A 16,364-nucleotide genomic window follows, 5' to 3' on the forward strand; every position below is an offset into this window, starting at 1 on the left:
ACGGCCCCCGTTTTGGCTCTGACGACGCTAAAACGGGGGCTGTTTTTTGCTTTTTCGTCTCTGAGGGGCATCCGGAACGGTGGAATTTGCAGAATACTCGCGATTTTGCACGTCGCTACAGGGGGTACCCCTGCTTTGGCGGTTTACTTCCCCTGTACCATGGTGAGCGAGATCTTCTTGCGGTCGCGATCGACCTTTTCGACCCACACCTTGACCGTGTCACCGACGCGCACCACGTCGCTCGGGTGCTTGACAAAGCGGTTGGCCAGCTTGGAGATGTGTACGAGGCCGTCCTGGTGCACGCCCACGTCGACGAAGGCGCCAAAGTCCACAACGTTGCGCACCGTGCCCTTGAGTTCCATACCGGGCTCCAGGTCGTCGATGGAAAGCGCCGAGCGGCTAAAGACCACCTCGGGCGCGTCGTCACGCGGGTCGCGGCCGGGCTTCTTGAGCTCGTTGACGATGTCGATGAGCGTGAGGGTGCCGCAGTCCAGGTCGCTTGCCAGCGCCGAGATGCTGCCCAGACGGCGTTCAATGTCGGGCACGCCGCCACGGCTGAGCTCGCTGGCTTTAACGCCGGCGCGTTCAAGGACGGCCGTGGCTACCTCGTAGCTCTCGGGGTGGACGCTCGTCGCGTCGAGCGGGTTCTTACCGCCGCTGATGCGCAGGAAGCCCGCGGCGTTGAGATATGCCTTGGGCCCCAGCTTGGGGACCTTCTTAAGCTGGCGGCGATCGGTAAAGGCGCCGTTTTCCTCGCGGTAGGCCACGATGTTCTTGGCCACGCTCGGCGTAATGCCCGATACGTATCCCAGCAGGCTTGCGCTCGCGGTGTTGACGTCGACGCCCACGCGGTTAACGACGTCTTCCACCACGTGGCCCAGGGTGCGCGAAAGCTCGGCCTGGTCAAGGTCGTGCTGGTATTGGCCCACGCCGATGGACTGGGGCGGAATCTTGACGAGCTCTGCCAGCGGGTCCTGCAGGCGGCGGCCCAGGCTCATGGCGCCACGCACGGTGACGTCCAGGTCGGGGTATTCCTGGCTGGCGAGCTCGGAAGCCGAGTACACCGATGCGCCGGCCTCGTTGACGATGGTGTATCGCAAGTTGGGCGCCTGCTCGGCAATGAACTCCGAGACGACTTCCTCGGTCTCGCGGCTGGCGGTGCCGTTGCCGATGACGATGGTGTTGACGCTGTCCTTTTTGACGAGGCGGGCGAGCTCGCGCTTGGTGCCGGCGACGTCGTGGCGCGGCTTGGTGGGGTAGACCACGCCGTGGTCGAGCAGCTTGCCGGTCTCGTCCATAACGGCGACCTTGCAGCCGGTGCGGTATCCCGGATCGAGCGCGAGCACGCGGGCACCGCACACAGGGCGTGCCGAGAGCAGGCCCTCGAGATTCTTGGCAAAGACGTTGATGGCCTCGGTCTGCGCGCGAACGGTGAGCTTGGCGCGGGCTTCGCGCTCCAGCGAGGGGGCCATGAGGCGCTTGTAACCGTCAGCGATGGCGGCGTCAAAGACGGGAGCAAACACGCCCTGGCGGCGGGGCCAACGGCTGCCGAGGCGTGCCGTGGCGGCAGCGCCGTCGACGTTCACGCGCACGCGGAGCTTGCCCTCGCGCTCACCGCGGTCGATAGCCAGCACGCGGTGGTTGGGTATACGGCGCAGCGGCTCATCATAGCTGTAGTACGGCTCGTAGGGGGTCTTCTCGGTGGGGTCGGTGGCCTCGACGACGATGTCTGCGGTGTTTTGCGTAAAGGCACGCAGGTCGGCGACGTTCTCCGGGTCCTCGGCTACCGTCTCGGCCACGATGTCGGCGGCGCCGGCGAGCGCCTTTTCGGGCGTGTCGAAGCCGGCCTCCTCATTGACGTATGCTGCGGCGGCGTCGAGCGCACTGCCCTTGGCCGAGGCCTGCATGATGATCATGTTGGCGAGCGGCTCCAGGCCGGCTTCGCGGGCCTTCTGCGCGCGAGTCATGCGCTTTTTGCGGTAAGGCTTGTAGAGGTCCTCGACACGCTGGAGCTGCGTGGCCTCGCGAATCTGCTGCTCGAGTTCGGGCGTGAGTTTGCCCTGGGCGTCGATGAGCAGGATGACGTCCTCTTTACGCTGCTCAAGATTGCGCAGGTAGGACAGGCGCTCGTCGAGCGCGCGCAGGGCGACGTCGTCCATACCGCCCGTTGCTTCCTTGCGGTAGCGCGAAATAAAGGGGATGGTGTTGCCCTCGTCGATGAGCTTGACGGCCGCCTCGATGTTGGCGGCCTTAAGGTTGAGCTCGCGGGCGAGCTGGGCGATAAGATCCATGGGACTCCTTGCGTTTAAGGTGCGTTTGCAGCACAGGGCTACCAAGGATACCACCCGTCCCAAAAGGCTGTTTTGGGGCCGCGCCACGAAAACGACCTATCTACTACGTTTGAACCGTATGGGTCGACCATCCCCCGGTTTTCCGAGAATACGCAAGCCGTCTACCTGCGGTTTTTATTTCGCGAAATTTGGCATGGTTAAGGGCGATCGGTTAAACGTAGTAGATAGGCGCGTTTCGTGGCGAACGGATCAAGCCGAGGTGCAAAATAGCCCCCGTCCCAGAAAAATCGCCGGCAAGGTACCAAAAAGCCCCGCGGGCAGGAGGCTGCTCGCGGGGCAAAGAAGAGGGGCTTGTTGGTGGCGGACCGAAGGGTTCGGCATGGGGGTTTCTGCCGCGGTCGCTCTTAAGGCATTACAGCTCGACGAGCTGGCCGGTCTCGGCGGCCTCCTTGATAGCGTTAAGCAGCGTGAGCGTCTTGACGTTATCGGCGGGGGTCACGACGGGCTCGACCTCGCGGCGGACGACCTTCACAAAGTGCTTGAGCTGCATCTTGTGCGGCAGCGCCGGGTCCACGGCCGGGATCTCCATCTGCAGCGGCTTGTGCCAGTTAGAGGCGCCGTCGTAGGAGAACTGGTGCAGGCGGGGCAGCGACAGGGCGCCCTTAGTGCCGCCGATAAAGTAGGCGTCGGCGTCGAAGGGGCGGTACTGCGGATCCTCGCGAGCGGTTGCCTCCCAGTTCCAGGGGCTGGCGGTGGCGTCGGAGATGGTCATGCTTGCGAGCGCGCCATCGGCAAAACGGACGTTGACCACGGCGGAGTCCTCGGTCTCAAAACCGCGGGCGGCGCTGGACTGCATACCCTGGACGGCAACGGGCTCGCCCAGCAGGTAGCGGAGCAGGTCGACGTCGTGAACCAGGTTGACCAGGATCGGGCCGGCACCCTTCTTACGGCGCCACTCGACGTCGAAGTACTCGTCATTCTTATAGATCATGTAGTGGAAGCTCGACACGGTGAGCTTGCCCAGCTCGCCGGACTCGATGATCTCCTTGGCCTTGTTGACGAAGGGGTTGTGGCGACGGTGCTGACCTACGAGCACGGGCACGCCGGCGGTCTCGGCCTCGGCGGCGAAGGCCTGGGCATCCTCGAGATCGTTGGAGATCGGCTTTTCGACCAGCGGCACGATGTTGCGCTTCACGGCCTCGCGGGCAACGCCCAGGTGCAGGTCGTTGGGGGTGGCGATAATGACGGCCTCGGGCTTGACCTCGTCCATCATCTGAGCGGGATCGGTGTAAAACGGCACGCCGGCGGCCTCGGCCGTGGCGCGGGCGCCCTCAAAGGCGTCGGCGATGGCGACGAGCTCGGCCTCGGGCTCCTCGGTGACAAAGCGGATGTGGTTGCGGCCCATGGCGCCGGCGCCGATAACGGCAATGCGGACGGGGTTGAGCTCAGACATTTCGACTCCTTAATACTGGTGACCGGTGGAATGCGACAAAGGGGCCGTCCCTTTGTCGCATCGGTAAAACTAGGCAGACTTCTTCTTGCTGTCGGAGACCATCATGTAGACGGTGAGCACGACGGCGATGGCGGCGATCACAATGGCGCCGTAGAAGGACTGCTGGTAGGCGGCGCTGCCGGCCTCGGCGTGATACAGCACGGCGGTGATGGGCTGGCTGATCCAGGTGGAAGCGGCATAGCCCAAAAACATGATGCCGTAGTTGACACCGATGTTGCTGGTGCCAAAGGCGCCACCGGTGAGCGGCGGGTAGATGACGAGCAGGGCGCCAAAGCTAAAGCCGAGCAGGGCGAGCGCAACAAAGAACATGGCCTGCGTAAAGCTCATCGACATGATGACGAGCGCGACGATGGTGACGACAAGGCTGATGAGCAGCGACTTATAGGCGCCGAGCTTGTCGATGATCTGGCCAAAGGACAGACGTCCAACCAGGTTGGCGCAGGTGTTGACGGAGACCACCACACCGCCGAGGGCGACGGCCGCGGCGCTCGTGGGGTCGGCGAAGAGCTGGACGGCGGCGATGGAGGCAACCTTGCCCACGAGCAGGGTGCCCGCGGTGGCGGCAAAGGCGAAGGTGACGATGAGGACCCAGAAGCGCGGGGTCTTGACCATCTCGCCCGGGGTGAGGTCGCCGAAGGTGCCGGCATGCGCGCCGCCCTTGGGGGCCTCGAAGCCCTCGGGCAGCCAACCGGCCTCGGGGGCCTTCAGGAACAGGGCGGAGGCGGCGATCATCACAAAGAAGATGACGCCGAGCGCCTTAAGGGCGCCAAAGATGCCCAGGCTCGGGATGAGCAGCGAGGCGAGCACTGGGGACAGCACGGCGGGGCCGGCGGTCGAAGCGGCCAGGGTGATGCCGGAGGCGAGGCCCTTCTTGTCGATGAACCACTTTTGGCCGGTGGTGAGCGCCGGGTTGTAGCCCAGGCCGTTGCCGATGGCGGCGACGAGCGAGAACCACAGGTAGAACTGCCACGGCTCGGTGACGGTGCCGGACATGAACCAGCCCACGCCGTAGCACACGGCGGCGGCGATCACGACGTTGCGCGGGCCGATCTTATCGGAGATGCGGCCGGCGAAGATGCCCGTCACAGCCATGATGGTCTGAAAGACCGGGAAGGCCCAGGTAAGAGCGCTGGACCACTCGGGGTAGACGGTGAGCAGGTTCTTGCTCACGACGGAATACAGCGCGATGGAGCTGATGAAGAACATGGTGACGCACGCGGCGGAAAGCACGACGGCGCGACTCTTGTTGGAGTTGGTGGAAGCCATTGGACTCTTTCTAATCGATACGGGGGAGGAGCGGTCGTATCCGCGGGTCTCCCTGTTAGGTTGGTTTACTGGTCAGTCGGCTTGGCGACGCCGGACTCGTCGGACCAAAGCTCGACACCCTTGTTCTTGAGGTAGTTGTCGGCATAGGCGCGACGGCCGCCGGGCTTGGCGGTGAGGTCGCCCATCATATTGGAGAAGCCGCCGTCGACCTTGATGGCGTCGCCGGTGGTAAAGTCCGAGCGCTTGGACGCCAGGAACATGACGGCGTTGGCAATATCGCCGACCTCGCCGATGCGGCGCGTGGCGATCAGGCGGCTGCGGCTCTTCTCGACCTCGGGGTCGGCGTAGAAGTTGGCCGACATCGGGGTCTTAACGAAGCAGGGCTCGACGCAGTTGGAGCGCACGCCGTACGGGCCCCACTCAGCGGCAAGCATCTTGGACATCATGTTGACGCCGGCTTTGGTGGAGCTGTACACGCCCGAGAACGTCTCGGGGGAGTGACTGGCGACGGTCGAGATGTGCACCAGGCGACCCTGGCCGGCCTTGATCATCTCGCGACCAAAGCGCTGCGAGGTGATGAAGTAGCCGGTGAGGTTGACGTTGAGCACCTGCTCCCAGTCGCTCAGCGGCAGGTCTTCCATAGCTGCGAAGCGCAGGATGCCGGCGGTGTTGACGAGAACGTCGACGCGACCGAAGTCGGCGATGGTGGCATCGACGGCGGCCTGAACCTCGGTTTCATCGGTAGCGTTCATCTTGTAGCCCTCGGCGTGGATGCCAAACTCGGCGGCGAGGTCGGCGGCTGCGGCCTTGACCTTCTCCTCGTCCAGGTCGAGCAGGACGACGTTGGCGCCGTTGCGGGCGAACTCGCGGCAAATCTCGACGCCCATACCGCCGAGTGCGCCGGTTACGGCGCAGACATCGCCCTCGAGCTTAAGCCAATTGCTCATAGGAACTTCCCTTCTTGTGCCTCCCGGTGGGTCGCTCCCATTAACCGACCCACGTGGTTTTCGCTGGTTATCGTATGCTTTGCATTTGCGCAGGTGAATTGCATATTTGTTAGAATGGCATTAACCGTAGGTTTACACCGTGCGATGCAGTTTATTCTCAATTGAGCGCGTGACCTGCGAAAACAACCCCCTGTGGCACCATGCGGTCACGGGCGCGAAAACGGGAGATTGACGTGTACGATCGACGACTTGAGGCCATATCGGCCGCCGCGGAGCTGGGAAGCTTCTCGCGTGCGGCGGCAAAGCTGCGCGTGTCGACGCCGGCGCTCGTCAAGCAGGTATCGGGTTTTGAGGCGGAGTTCGGTATTACGCTGTTCGAGCGCTCGCACTCGGGCGTCAAGGTGACGCCGGCGGGTGCTCTGCTGGTGGACGACGCGCGCTCGATCATGCGTCAGTCCGAGGACGCCCTGCGCCGTGCCCGACGTGCGGCGGGCGATGGCGGTGCCGTGCGCCTGGGCGTGTCGATGATGTGTCCGGGGCGCCAAACGCTGTCGATGTGGACGGGCATTCACGATCTGGAGCCGTCGCTGCGATTTGAGATTGTGCCGGTAAGCGACCTCTACGACGAGCGCGAGACCGTCATGCGCAGCTTGGGCCGCGAGGTCGATGTGGTGCAGTCGAGTTTTTCGACTCCGCGCTGGGGCGACACCTGCCAAAAGCTCCGCATCGTCAACGTGCCGTTTTATATCGACCTGCCGCGCACGAGCCCGCTGGCGCGCAAGACGCGCATCACGGTCGCCGACTTGGAGGGCATGCGCCTGCGCGTACTGCGCCACGGCAACGATGCCATGGATAGCCTGCGCATCGACCTGTTGGCCGACGGCGGTGTGGACGTGATCGATGTGGATAGCTTTGACTTTGCGCTCTTTAACGAGGCGGAGGAAAAGGGCGACGCGGTGCTCACCTGCGGGGCGTGGTCGGGGGTGCACCCGGCCTTTGTGGGCGTGCCGTTCCTGTGCGGCCGCGAGGTGCCGGTCTTTCTGCACTACCCGCTCGAGCCCACCCTCCAAGTCCAAAAATTCGTCAACGCCATGGTCCAACTTCTCAAATAGCCAAAAGAGCCCGTCCCAAATTAGCTACCCTTTGCTACGGGTTTAGCGTTCCTCGCGTGGCAGCCCGGCTGCCTCGGCTGCCTTTACGCGGTTCTTGTCGATGTACATGTTTTTGTCGGCCTGGGAAAAGAGTTCGCGCATGGTAGGCGGCTCGTCAAAATCACTGGAAAGCGCATAGCCCACCGCATAGCTGATGGGCATGTCGGGGTGAGCCTCGGAATACTCGTTCACGTTCGCACGAACCCGAGCGAGACAGGACTCCACGGCAGCCCGATCGGCATCCCACAGCACCGCGATAAACTCATCGCCGCCGTCGCGGCCCACAAAGCACGTCTCGGACGCCACACTTCCCAGTTGCCGGGCAAAAGAACGGATGTATTCGTCGCCCTTCTCGTGGCCGAAGCTGTTATTGACCGTATGCAGATTGTTAAGGTCGAAGACGCACACCGCAACGGGCGCCTCCGCGGAGACAGGCTGCTCCTGCCCCAAGACCTCCTCGCACTTGTTCTTGTTGGGCAGTCCCGTGGCTTCGTCGAGATAGACTTTGCTCTGCAGTTCGCGATTGAGCGCGGCAGTTCGCACCGCGCGAACAAGTTCGACCGCAAAGGTCGCCACCAAGCCCATGATGTCGATGATCACCAGGCCCTCGAGATAGTTGAGTGCCGACGCCTTCTCCTGAGAGTAGTCCTCTGCGAGTCGCGTAGCATCGTCGCAAATGCCAAAGAACTCCTCGCTCATGGAGATGATGTCGGTGTTCTCATAGCCGACTTCGCGCACGCGGATGATCTCGGTGCAAAGCTCATCAAAATAATTTGCAAGCTCGGTCATTTTTGCCTGATACTCATCGTCGTCGAGACGGACGAGGTTGAGGTCGCCACTTCCGTAACGCAAACCGTTGATGTATGAATCCACGGCTTTAAGCAGGTCATCTTGAGGCTGGCCCGCGTCCTCGAGCTTAACGATTCGCTGCGTGGTACCGCGAACCAGACCGGCGTAGTTGACCACGCGCGCCGTGCCCTGGATATCGGAGACGAGCAGCATAACATTGATGAAGAAGAAGATGAGAACTGCCGTGAGCACCATCATGAGCAGGCGCACCGCCTGGCCGGCCTTCTTGGCGACAGAAGTATTCACAAGTTCACTCCCCTAAATGACAAAAGAACAGGTAGCACGCAGTGTGCTGAAATTCATGGGTGGTTAACTCTACCATATGGGCCAGCAGCCTCAAACTGCAGCAGACGCTCGTCCAAATTGGCGTGACGTTTGCCTTGTTGTTCTTGACCTGGCCGCGCTATCGGACATGCTTCTGGTCTTTGATCACCATGGGAAAGCTCATCCCGTTTTGTGCGTCTAGAGTGGGATGCGGCTTCCCAAAGGTGCCGTTAGGGGAAACCACATCCCGGTTTATGCCCTTGAAATGGGATGCCGTTTCCCGGAGGGGGCCCAGCGGGAAACGGCATCCCATTTTGGGCCCGAAAAGTGGGATACGGTTTCCGGCCGGCATGAAAAAGCCTCCGCAGCTCGTGTGGCTGCGGAGGCTTTATTCGTTGCGGCGCATTGTGTTTGGGTCGCTGAGATGAGTCGATTTGCCCCGAAAGAGGAGGGCATTGACCTTAGGGTCATGCCCGACGAATGAGCGGCAAATCGGCCATCTCGGCGAGCCGAACTACTCCAGCTCAAACGCTCCGGTATAGAGCTGGTAGTAATACCCGCGCTTGGCAATCAGCTCGTCGTGGTTGCCGCGCTCGATGATGCGGCCGTGATCCAGACAGATGATCGCGTCGGAGTTGCGCACGGTGGACAGGCGGTGCGCGATGACAAACGTCGTGCGGCCTTCCATGAGCTTGTCCATGCCGGCTTGCACGATGGCTTCGGTGCGGGTATCGATGCTCGACGTGGCCTCGTCCAGGATCATCGCCGGCGGATCGGCGACGGCGGCGCGTGCGATCGAGATCAGCTGGCGCTGGCCCTGCGACAGCTGGGCGCCGTTGCCGGTGAGCATCGTGTCGTAGCCGTCGGGCAGGCGGGTGATAAAGTCGTCCGCGCCGGCGAGCTTTGCTGCCGCGATGCACTCCTCGTCGGTGGCATCCAGATTGCCGTAGCGGATGTTATCCATCACGGTGCCGGTGAACAGGTTTACGTCCTGCAGCACCACGCCCAGCGAGCGGCGTAGGTCTGCCTTGCGGATCTTGTTGACGTTGATGCCGTCGTAGCGAATCTTGCCGTCGGCGATGTCATAGAAGCGGTTGATGAGGTTGGTGATGGTCGTCTTACCGGCACCGGTGGCGCCGACAAACGCGACCTTCTGGCCCGGCTTGGCAAACACGGACACGCCGTGCAGCACCTCGTGGTCGGGCGTGTAGCCAAAGTCGACGTTGTCCATGACCAGGTCGCCACGCAGCGGCACGTACTCGATCTCGCCGGTTGCGCGGTGCGGATGTTTCCACGCCCACATGCCAGTGTGGTGGTCGGCCTCCTCGAGCTGCCAGGTATCGGGGTTCACCTGAGCGTTGACAAGCGTCACATAGCCTTCGTCGGCTTCGGGCTCCTCGTCGATGAGCTCAAAGATACGGTCGGCGCCGGCGAGGCCCATGACCACGGCGTTGATCTGCTGCGAGATCTGGCCGATCTGTCCACAGAACTGCTTGGTCATGTTGAGGAACGGCACCACGACGGCGATGGACAGCGCCATGCCCGAGATGCTCAGGTTGGGCACGCCCAGCGCTAGGAAAATGCCGCCGGCCAGTGCGACCAGCACGTAGAGCAGGTTGCCCAGGTTCATAAGGATGGGCATGAGGATGTTGGCGTACATGTTGGCCTTCTGCGAGACCTCGAAGAGCTTTTCGTTGCGCTCGTCAAAATCGGCTTCGGCGGCAGACTCGTGGCAGAATGCCTTGACGACCTTCTGACCGTTCATGACTTCCTCGATATGGCCCTCGACAACGCCGAGCTCGGTCTGCTGCGCAATAAAGAAGCGCGCGGAGTTGGAGCCGAGCAGCTTGGTCATAAAGGTCATAAAGGCGACGCCGGCAATAATGACCAAGCACATCCACACGCTGTAGTACAGCATGATAAAGAACACCGTGACGATGACGATGACCGTCATGAGCAGGTTGGGCAGCGACTGGCTGATCATCTGGCGCAGCGTGTCGATGTCATTGGTGTAGTGGCTCATGATGTCGCCGCGCTGGTGCGTGTCGAAGTAGCGGATCGGCAGGTCCTGCATGCGGTTGAACATCTTCTCGCGCAGCTTCTCCAGCGAGCCCTGCGTGACGATGGCCATGGCGCGGTTCCAGAAGAGCGAGGACAGGATGCCGATGCCGTAGATGCAGGCGAGGGTGGTCACGAGCTGTGCGATCTTGGGCTGCGCGGCTTCCCAATCGCCCGACTGCCACGATTCGCTAATAATCTGCAGGGCGCTCTGAAGGAAGGTCGCGCCGATGGAGTTGATGATGGCGCAGAGCACCACGCCGACGACGACGAGGGGCAAAAGCACGGGGTAGAAGCCAAAGAGCGTCTTGATGAGGCGCGACATGGTGCCACCCTTGCGGTTGAGCGCGCGCTCGGCGGTCGTTGCCTTACTCATGTGCCTCGCCTCCTTCCTGGGTCTGAGCTTGTGTTGCGGATGCCTCGGTGTCGGCTTCGACGGCCTCCTCGCCCTCGGCAGACATCTTGTTCTGCGAGGTAAAGGTCTCGCGGTAGATCTCGCTTGTCTTAAGCAGCTCATCATGGTTGCCGATCTGCGCGATACGGCCGCCCTCCATGACGATGATGCGGTCTGCGTCCTGCACGGAGCTAATGCGCTGGGCGATGATGAGCTTGGTCGTGTTGGGCAGATAGCTTGCCAGCCCTGCGCGAATCTTGGCGTCGGTCTTGGTGTCGACGGCGCTGGTGGAGTCGTCCAGGATCAAGATCTTGGGGCGACGCAGCAGGGCGCGCGCAATGCACAGGCGCTGCTTCTGACCGCCCGAGACATTGGAGCCGCCCTGTTCGATCCAGGTGTCATAGCCCTTGGGGAAGCCGTCGACAAACTCGTCGGCGCAGGCCAGATGTGCCGCCTCGCGGACCTCCTCGTCGGTGGCGTTCGGGTCGCCCCAGCGCAGATTCTCGGCGATGGTGCCGCTAAACAGCACGTTTTTCTGTAGCACCATGGCCACTTGGTGGCGCAAGGCGTCCAAGTCGTAGTCGCGCACGTCCATGCCGCCCACGCGCACGGTGCCCTCGGTGGCGTCGTACAGGCGGGCGATGAGGTTTACGAGCGTGGACTTGGCCGAGCCGGTGCCGCCGATGATGCCGATGGTCTCGCCGCTCTTAATGTGCAGGTCGATATCGTCGAGCGCCTGGCGCTTCGCATGCGCGGAATACTTAAAGCTCACGTGGTCAAAGTCGATGGAACCGTCGGCAACCTCGAGCACGGGCTCGGCGGGATCGGCGATCGTGGGCTCGGCGGCTAGCACCTCGGTGATGCGGTGCGCCGATTCGTCGGCCATGGTCACCATGACAAAGATCATCGACAGCTGCATCAGGCTCATGAGGATCTGGAAGCCATAGGTAAAGATCGAGGAGAGCTGGCCCACGTCGAACAGGGTGCCCTGGCTCGTGATGATGAGCTTGGAGCCCAGGTAGATGATGACGACGAACGCGCCGTTGACGCAGATGTTCATCATGGGGTTGTTAAAGGCCAGCAGCTTCTCGGCGCGGGTGAAGTCCATCTGGACGTCGCGTGCGGCGGTCGCGAACTTCTCCTTCTCAAAGTCTTCGCGCACGTAGCTCTTGACCACGCGCATGCCGGTGACGTTTTCCTCGACGGACTCGTTAAGGGCGTCGTACTTGTGGAACACGCGCGAGAAGATGGGACGCACCTTAAAGATGATAAAGAACAGCCCAAAGCCCAGCAGCGGAATGATGACCAGGTAGACCATGGCGACGCTGCCGCCCATGATAAATGCCATGGTAAAGGCGAAGATCAATACCAGCGGCGCGCGCACGGCGATACGGATGATCATCATAAAGGCCTGCTGCACGTTGTTGATATCGGTGGTCAGGCGCGTGACGAGCGAGGAGCTCGAGAACTCATCGATGTTGGCAAAGCTGAACGTCTGGATCTTGTAGAACAGGTCGTGACGCAGGTTCTTAGCGAAGCCGCAACTCGCATGGCTGCAGGTGACGCCGGCAGCGGCGCCAAAAGCAAGCGACGTCAGCGCGATGAGCACCAAAAAGCCCGCGGTGGGAAGCATCTCGGCTACGGTGGTGCCATCTTTGATGGCGTCGATCAGGTTGGCGGTGATAAATGGAATCAGCATCTCGCAGAGCACCTCGCCAAGCACGAGCAACGGCGTGGCAACGGTGACTTTTATATAGTCGCGGATGCTGCCCATGAGGGTTTTAATCATCCAGTTCCTCCCAGGTTACACGGATTTTCTCGAGCATTTCGGCGAGCTGCTCGCGCTCGTCGTGGGTGAGGGCACCAAAGGCCTGCTCTCTAAAGCGAATGCGGGCTGCCTGGTCGATGCGGGCGTTTTCCCGGCCGGTTTCGGTCAGGCGAATGGTGAGCTGCCGTCGATCCTTGGGGTTACGGCTGCGCTCGATGAGGCCGTTGAGCTCGAGTTTGGACAGGATCTCGGAAAGCGACCCCGGCTTGAGGTCAAAGTGCATGCCGAGTTCCTGCTGCGACATCTCGCCGCCGGGTTGCTTGGCCAGCAGGCAGATGATGGGCGCCTTGCCGGACACGCCTCCGCCATGAAAATGCATGTAATGGCCGCAAAAGCCCAGGCCATTGAGGATGCGCTTGGCAAGCTTGTCTTCTGAGCTAACCGCTTCGGGTGCATCCGCCGGCTGTGACGGGTCGCCGCCGGGCTCGTGCGAACAAAGGTTAAGAGGTTCATCGCACATGAATTAGTGTTGCTCCTTTCTTTAGTTAGGTAGTGGAATTGTTTTGTGCCTAACCAATCTAGGAGCATGAGAAATGAATGTCAAGGTACCAAACTAGTGGTTACGCGGTTTTACCAAACCGCGTAACGGCTCGACGCTGCAAACCCGCCAGAGCGGCAATCTGCCTTTCAACTTCGGCGGCATGACCTTATAGTTACGGCGTTTTACCAAACGCCGTAACCGGCCGACGCTGCAAACGCTCCTAAGCGGCAATCTGGCGTTCAATCGTCGGGCATGGCCACAAGGCCTATGCCCTCCTCTTTCACGCCACCTTGCTCGCCTAGGAGCGTTTTCGCTGTCCGTCCTCAACCTGTGATTCCGCCACGGTCCGCTTCGGTAGTCGTTGGGGACGTTCTTGTTTGACTAGTCATTTAAGAACGTCCCCAACGACTAACTTCCTTCCCGTAACCTTTCCGCAACAATTCGACCTCCACGGCACCAGCGCCCGCCTGCCGTGCTCCCTGCGCTACACTTAGTCGCACTGTGGCGCTGCTGCGCCGTGCCCGAACCAAGGGAGACCCTCATGAAGAACACTCAGCTGCTGCTGATCAACGATATGTGCGGCTACGGCAAGGTCGCGCTTTCTGCCATGCTGCCGGTGCTGTCGCACATGGGCTACCGTATCCATAACCTGCCGACGGCGCTGGTGTCCGATACGCTCAACTATCCCAAGTTCTACATCCACGACACCACCGAGTACGTGCGCCAGAGCCTCGCTATCTGGGAGGAGCTCGGCTTTGAGTTCGACGCCATCTCGACCGGCTTTATCGTGACCGAGGAAGAGACGCGCATCATCTCGGACTTTTGCCACCGCCGTGCGCAAAAGGGCACCAAGGTGTTCGTCGACCCCATCATGGGCGACAACGGCAAGCTCTATGCGGGCGTGCCCGAGTCCACGATTGGCCTTATGCGGCATCTGCTGGAGTGCGCAGACTACGCGGTGCCCAACTATACCGAGGCATGCCTGCTCACCGATACGCCTATCGCCGAGCAAATCACGCCCGACGAGGCCCGCGCCCTTGTGGACGCCGTGCGCGAGCTGGGTGCCAAGTCGGTGGTCATTACGAGCGCCGTGGTCAATGGCACGAACGCGGTTATCGGTTACGACCATGTGGCGGGGGAGTACTTTACGATTCCCTTTGAGCTCATTCCGGTTTATTTCCCGGGCACGGGCGACACGTTCTCGGCGGTGCTCGTCGGCCGCGTTATGGCCGGTTGGAGCCTTCAGCGCGCGACGAGCGATGCCATGCGCGTGGTAGCGGAGCTTATCGAGCGCAATGCCGACCAAGAGGACAAGTCGGCCGGCCTTCCCATCGAGGCCTGCCTGGATGTGATCGACCATGAGTAACGCTGGCGAGAACGGCGCCAGGCCTGCGGGCGGGGGCAAGCCGCTCGGCGCGCCGCGTGGAAAGCGTCCACGTATCCGCGTGAGTTGCGTGGACCAGTTGGGCACATGCCGCTGCCATCACGGGCACAAGCCGGGTGACGTCTTCGACTTCGACCGAGATCGCGGCAAGATGTGCGCCATGGCCTGCCATGTGGGATTTCCCTATATCGATATCCTGCGCTATGGCGGAACCGTGCCTGGCAACGAGCCCGGCACGGCAAAGTTCTGCTGCCCCGAGGTCGATACGCTGAACGTCTGGCTCGCCGAGATCGTCGACGAGTAGTCGAGCGCAATGTGACAAAGGGACAGTCCCTTTGTCACATCCGCCGGGGCTGCCCCTTCTTTTTGCTTATAATCCTAAATCTCTGCATTTCATCCGATTTTAGGTTCTAAAAATTCTGCGTTTCATAGATAATCAAGCGTATAAAACTTTGCATTTCATTTGATGACACTGAGGGGAGAGCCTATGCTGCGCAGGAAAATAGCGGTAGAGCTGGAGCGTTGGCTGAAGTCTGCCGAGCAAAAGGCCTTATTCATTACGGGTTCTCGCCAGATTGGCAAAAGCTATTCGATTCGCGCATTTGGCAAAGCCAACCATGCAACCTACATCGAGCTTAACCTCATGGAAAATCGCCAGGCAAAAGATGCTCTTCTCGAGGCGCGGGATGCCGATGATTTCATCAGCAGGGTGACGCTTCTTTCGGGAAAGTCGATTGCACCAGGCAAAACGCTCGTGTTTATCGATGAGGTCCAAGAGGCCCCTGACATCATGACAATGGCAAAGTTCCTTGTTGAGGATGGGCGCTGCCACTGGGCGTTTTCGGGGTCAATGCTCGGGACTCAGTTCAAGGGCGTCAGATCCTATCCCGTGGGATATGTTCACGAGCTTAGGATGTTCCCGCTCGATTTTGAGGAGTTTTGCTGGGCAATCGGGGTGAGCGAAGGGGCTCGCCAAACGATACGCGACGCGTGCATCAACGAGAAGCCCATTCCTGGTTACATTCATGACGCGATGATGGCAAACTTCAGGACCTATACCGTTGTCGGCGGAATGCCAGAGGTCGTGCAGCGTTTCCTTGACACGCGGGGCGACCTTGCCTCTGTTCGTCAGCTGCAGTCAGAGCTCAACGAACAGTACCGACGGGATATCTCCAAGTATGCAAGCGGGCGAGCCCTGCAGGTGCAGAGCATCTACGATCAGCTCCCTATTATGCTCGAGGGCGAAAACAAGCGCTTCGTGCTCAATTCCATTGACCCCAAGGCTCACTACGAGAAGTATCAGCGAGATTTTGTATGGCTTGTCGATGCCGGCGTTGCTCTCAAAGCCGATATCGTAACCGAGCCAAAATCGCCCCTGCTCAAGACGGCACGGCCATCGCAGTTCAAGCTATATCAATCGGATACGGGCATGTTGATGGCGCGCTACCCCGTTGGAGTCGCCCAAGCGGCGTATCTTGATAGCAAGGAGCCCAATCTGGGCGGCATTTACGAAAACGTGGTGGCCCAGCAGCTGGCTGCCCAAAATCGCCAGCTTTACTACTATCAGACAAAAAAGCGCGGTGAAGTGGACTTTGTGGTCGATGGACCGGATGGGACGGCTGTTCCGATCGAGGTTAAATCGGGCTCCTATTACCACGCGCACGCTGCGCTCGGTCATGTGCTTGATACGGCTGAATATGGTGTAAGGCTCGGGATTGTTTTCTCGAGAGGCAACGTTGAGCGCAACGGAGCAGTTCTCTATTTGCCGCTATATGCGACCTGGGCTCTTTCGGATGTTTTGGGCGACTCCTGCGCCGAGGGGATAAAGCTGGAGATCAATCCGGTCTAGGGCCAGTCCCGGATGTGGCAAAGGGGCAGTCCCTTTGTCACATTCATGAGCGTGGATTTTCTCCCGTTTAGAGCGTGGTTCGTGCGCCC

Annotated in this window: 12 protein-coding genes; 4 read left to right on the plus strand and 8 right to left on the minus strand. The window is 60.9% G+C overall.

Features of this window, described 5'->3' with window-relative positions:
* Positions 1-143: 143 nt before the first annotated feature.
* The 4 genes from AAA021_RS07690 to AAA021_RS07705 all read right to left on the minus strand — a co-directional run bounded on the left by AAA021_RS07690 (position 144) and on the right by AAA021_RS07705 (position 6,017).
* On the minus strand, positions 144-2,291 hold the full coding sequence (locus AAA021_RS07690) for a Tex family protein (RefSeq protein ID WP_349088728.1): 2,148 nt from the start codon (positions 2,289-2,291) through the stop codon (positions 144-146).
* A 412-nt stretch (positions 2,292-2,703) separates the two neighbouring features.
* A complete protein-coding gene (locus AAA021_RS07695) occupies positions 2,704-3,744 on the minus strand; it encodes a Gfo/Idh/MocA family oxidoreductase (protein WP_006235665.1) in 1,041 nt (346 codons plus the stop codon).
* Positions 3,745-3,813: 69 nt separating this feature from the next.
* On the minus strand, positions 3,814-5,070 hold the full coding sequence (locus tag AAA021_RS07700; protein ID WP_349088730.1) for an MFS transporter: 1,257 nt from the start codon (positions 5,068-5,070) through the stop codon (positions 3,814-3,816).
* 65 nt (positions 5,071-5,135) lie between these two features.
* On the minus strand, positions 5,136-6,017 hold the full coding sequence (locus AAA021_RS07705; RefSeq protein WP_349088732.1) for an SDR family oxidoreductase: 882 nt from the start codon (positions 6,015-6,017) through the stop codon (positions 5,136-5,138).
* A gap of 233 nt (positions 6,018-6,250) precedes the next feature.
* Here AAA021_RS07705 and AAA021_RS07710 point away from each other — a divergent pair, with 233 nt between their 5' ends.
* Positions 6,251-7,129: a LysR family transcriptional regulator gene (locus AAA021_RS07710; RefSeq protein ID WP_349088734.1), complete on the plus strand. Its 879-nt coding sequence runs from the start codon at positions 6,251-6,253 to the stop codon at positions 7,127-7,129.
* A gap of 42 nt (positions 7,130-7,171) precedes the next feature.
* On the opposite strand, the gene AAA021_RS07715 is transcribed toward AAA021_RS07710, so the two are convergent.
* From AAA021_RS07715 to AAA021_RS07730, 4 genes are all read right to left on the minus strand, one after another.
* A complete protein-coding gene (locus AAA021_RS07715; protein WP_349088736.1) occupies positions 7,172-8,263 on the minus strand; it encodes a GGDEF domain-containing protein in 1,092 nt (363 codons plus the stop codon).
* 532 nt (positions 8,264-8,795) lie between these two features.
* Positions 8,796-10,715, minus strand: coding sequence for an ABC transporter ATP-binding protein (locus AAA021_RS07720; protein ID WP_349088737.1), 1,920 nt, complete (start codon positions 10,713-10,715; stop codon positions 8,796-8,798).
* On the minus strand, positions 10,708-12,522 hold the full coding sequence (locus AAA021_RS07725) for an ABC transporter ATP-binding protein (protein ID WP_349088739.1): 1,815 nt from the start codon (positions 12,520-12,522) through the stop codon (positions 10,708-10,710). Before AAA021_RS07725 ends, AAA021_RS07720 begins: the two co-directional genes overlap by 8 nt.
* Positions 12,515-13,021: a MarR family winged helix-turn-helix transcriptional regulator gene (locus AAA021_RS07730; RefSeq protein WP_117770394.1), complete on the minus strand. Its 507-nt coding sequence runs from the start codon at positions 13,019-13,021 to the stop codon at positions 12,515-12,517. Before AAA021_RS07730 ends, AAA021_RS07725 begins: the two co-directional genes overlap by 8 nt.
* A gap of 562 nt (positions 13,022-13,583) precedes the next feature.
* On the opposite strand from AAA021_RS07730, the gene AAA021_RS07735 reads away from it, so the two are divergent.
* The 3 genes from AAA021_RS07735 to AAA021_RS07745 all read left to right on the plus strand — a co-directional run bounded on the left by AAA021_RS07735 (position 13,584) and on the right by AAA021_RS07745 (position 16,275).
* A complete protein-coding gene (locus tag AAA021_RS07735) occupies positions 13,584-14,408 on the plus strand; it encodes a PfkB family carbohydrate kinase (RefSeq protein WP_117843253.1) in 825 nt (274 codons plus the stop codon).
* Positions 14,401-14,730 carry a TIGR04076 family protein gene (locus AAA021_RS07740; RefSeq protein ID WP_349088742.1) on the plus strand — a complete coding sequence of 110 codons (330 nt, stop codon included), beginning with the start codon at positions 14,401-14,403 and terminating at the stop codon, positions 14,728-14,730. Before AAA021_RS07735 ends, AAA021_RS07740 begins: the two co-directional genes overlap by 8 nt.
* Before the next feature lie 183 nt (positions 14,731-14,913).
* Positions 14,914-16,275: an ATP-binding protein gene (locus tag AAA021_RS07745; RefSeq protein WP_349088744.1), complete on the plus strand. Its 1,362-nt coding sequence runs from the start codon at positions 14,914-14,916 to the stop codon at positions 16,273-16,275.
* Positions 16,276-16,364: the final 89 nt, after the last annotated feature.

Origin of the sequence: Collinsella sp. CLA-JM-H32, from assembly GCF_040098165.1 — a bacterium.
GTDB lineage: Bacteria > Actinomycetota > Coriobacteriia > Coriobacteriales > Coriobacteriaceae > Collinsella.

Coding starts and splice junctions, on each gene's coding strand:
- AAA021_RS07690 (WP_349088728.1), bottom strand. CDS start 2,291: ATGGATCTTATCGCCCAGCTCGCCCGCGAGCTCAACCTTAAGGCCGCC.
- AAA021_RS07695 (WP_006235665.1), bottom strand. CDS start 3,744: ATGTCTGAGCTCAACCCCGTCCGCATTGCCGTTATCGGCGCCGGCGCC.
- AAA021_RS07700 (WP_349088730.1), bottom strand. CDS start 5,070: ATGGCTTCCACCAACTCCAACAAGAGTCGCGCCGTCGTGCTTTCCGCC.
- AAA021_RS07705 (WP_349088732.1), bottom strand. CDS start 6,017: ATGAGCAATTGGCTTAAGCTCGAGGGCGATGTCTGCGCCGTAACCGGC.
- AAA021_RS07720 (WP_349088737.1), bottom strand. CDS start 10,715: ATGAGTAAGGCAACGACCGCCGAGCGCGCGCTCAACCGCAAGGGTGGC.
- AAA021_RS07725 (WP_349088739.1), bottom strand. CDS start 12,522: ATGATTAAAACCCTCATGGGCAGCATCCGCGACTATATAAAAGTCACC.
- AAA021_RS07730 (WP_117770394.1), bottom strand. CDS start 13,021: ATGTGCGATGAACCTCTTAACCTTTGTTCGCACGAGCCCGGCGGCGAC.
- AAA021_RS07735 (WP_117843253.1), top strand. CDS start 13,584: ATGAAGAACACTCAGCTGCTGCTGATCAACGATATGTGCGGCTACGGC.
- AAA021_RS07740 (WP_349088742.1), top strand. CDS start 14,401: ATGAGTAACGCTGGCGAGAACGGCGCCAGGCCTGCGGGCGGGGGCAAG.
- AAA021_RS07745 (WP_349088744.1), top strand. CDS start 14,914: ATGCTGCGCAGGAAAATAGCGGTAGAGCTGGAGCGTTGGCTGAAGTCT.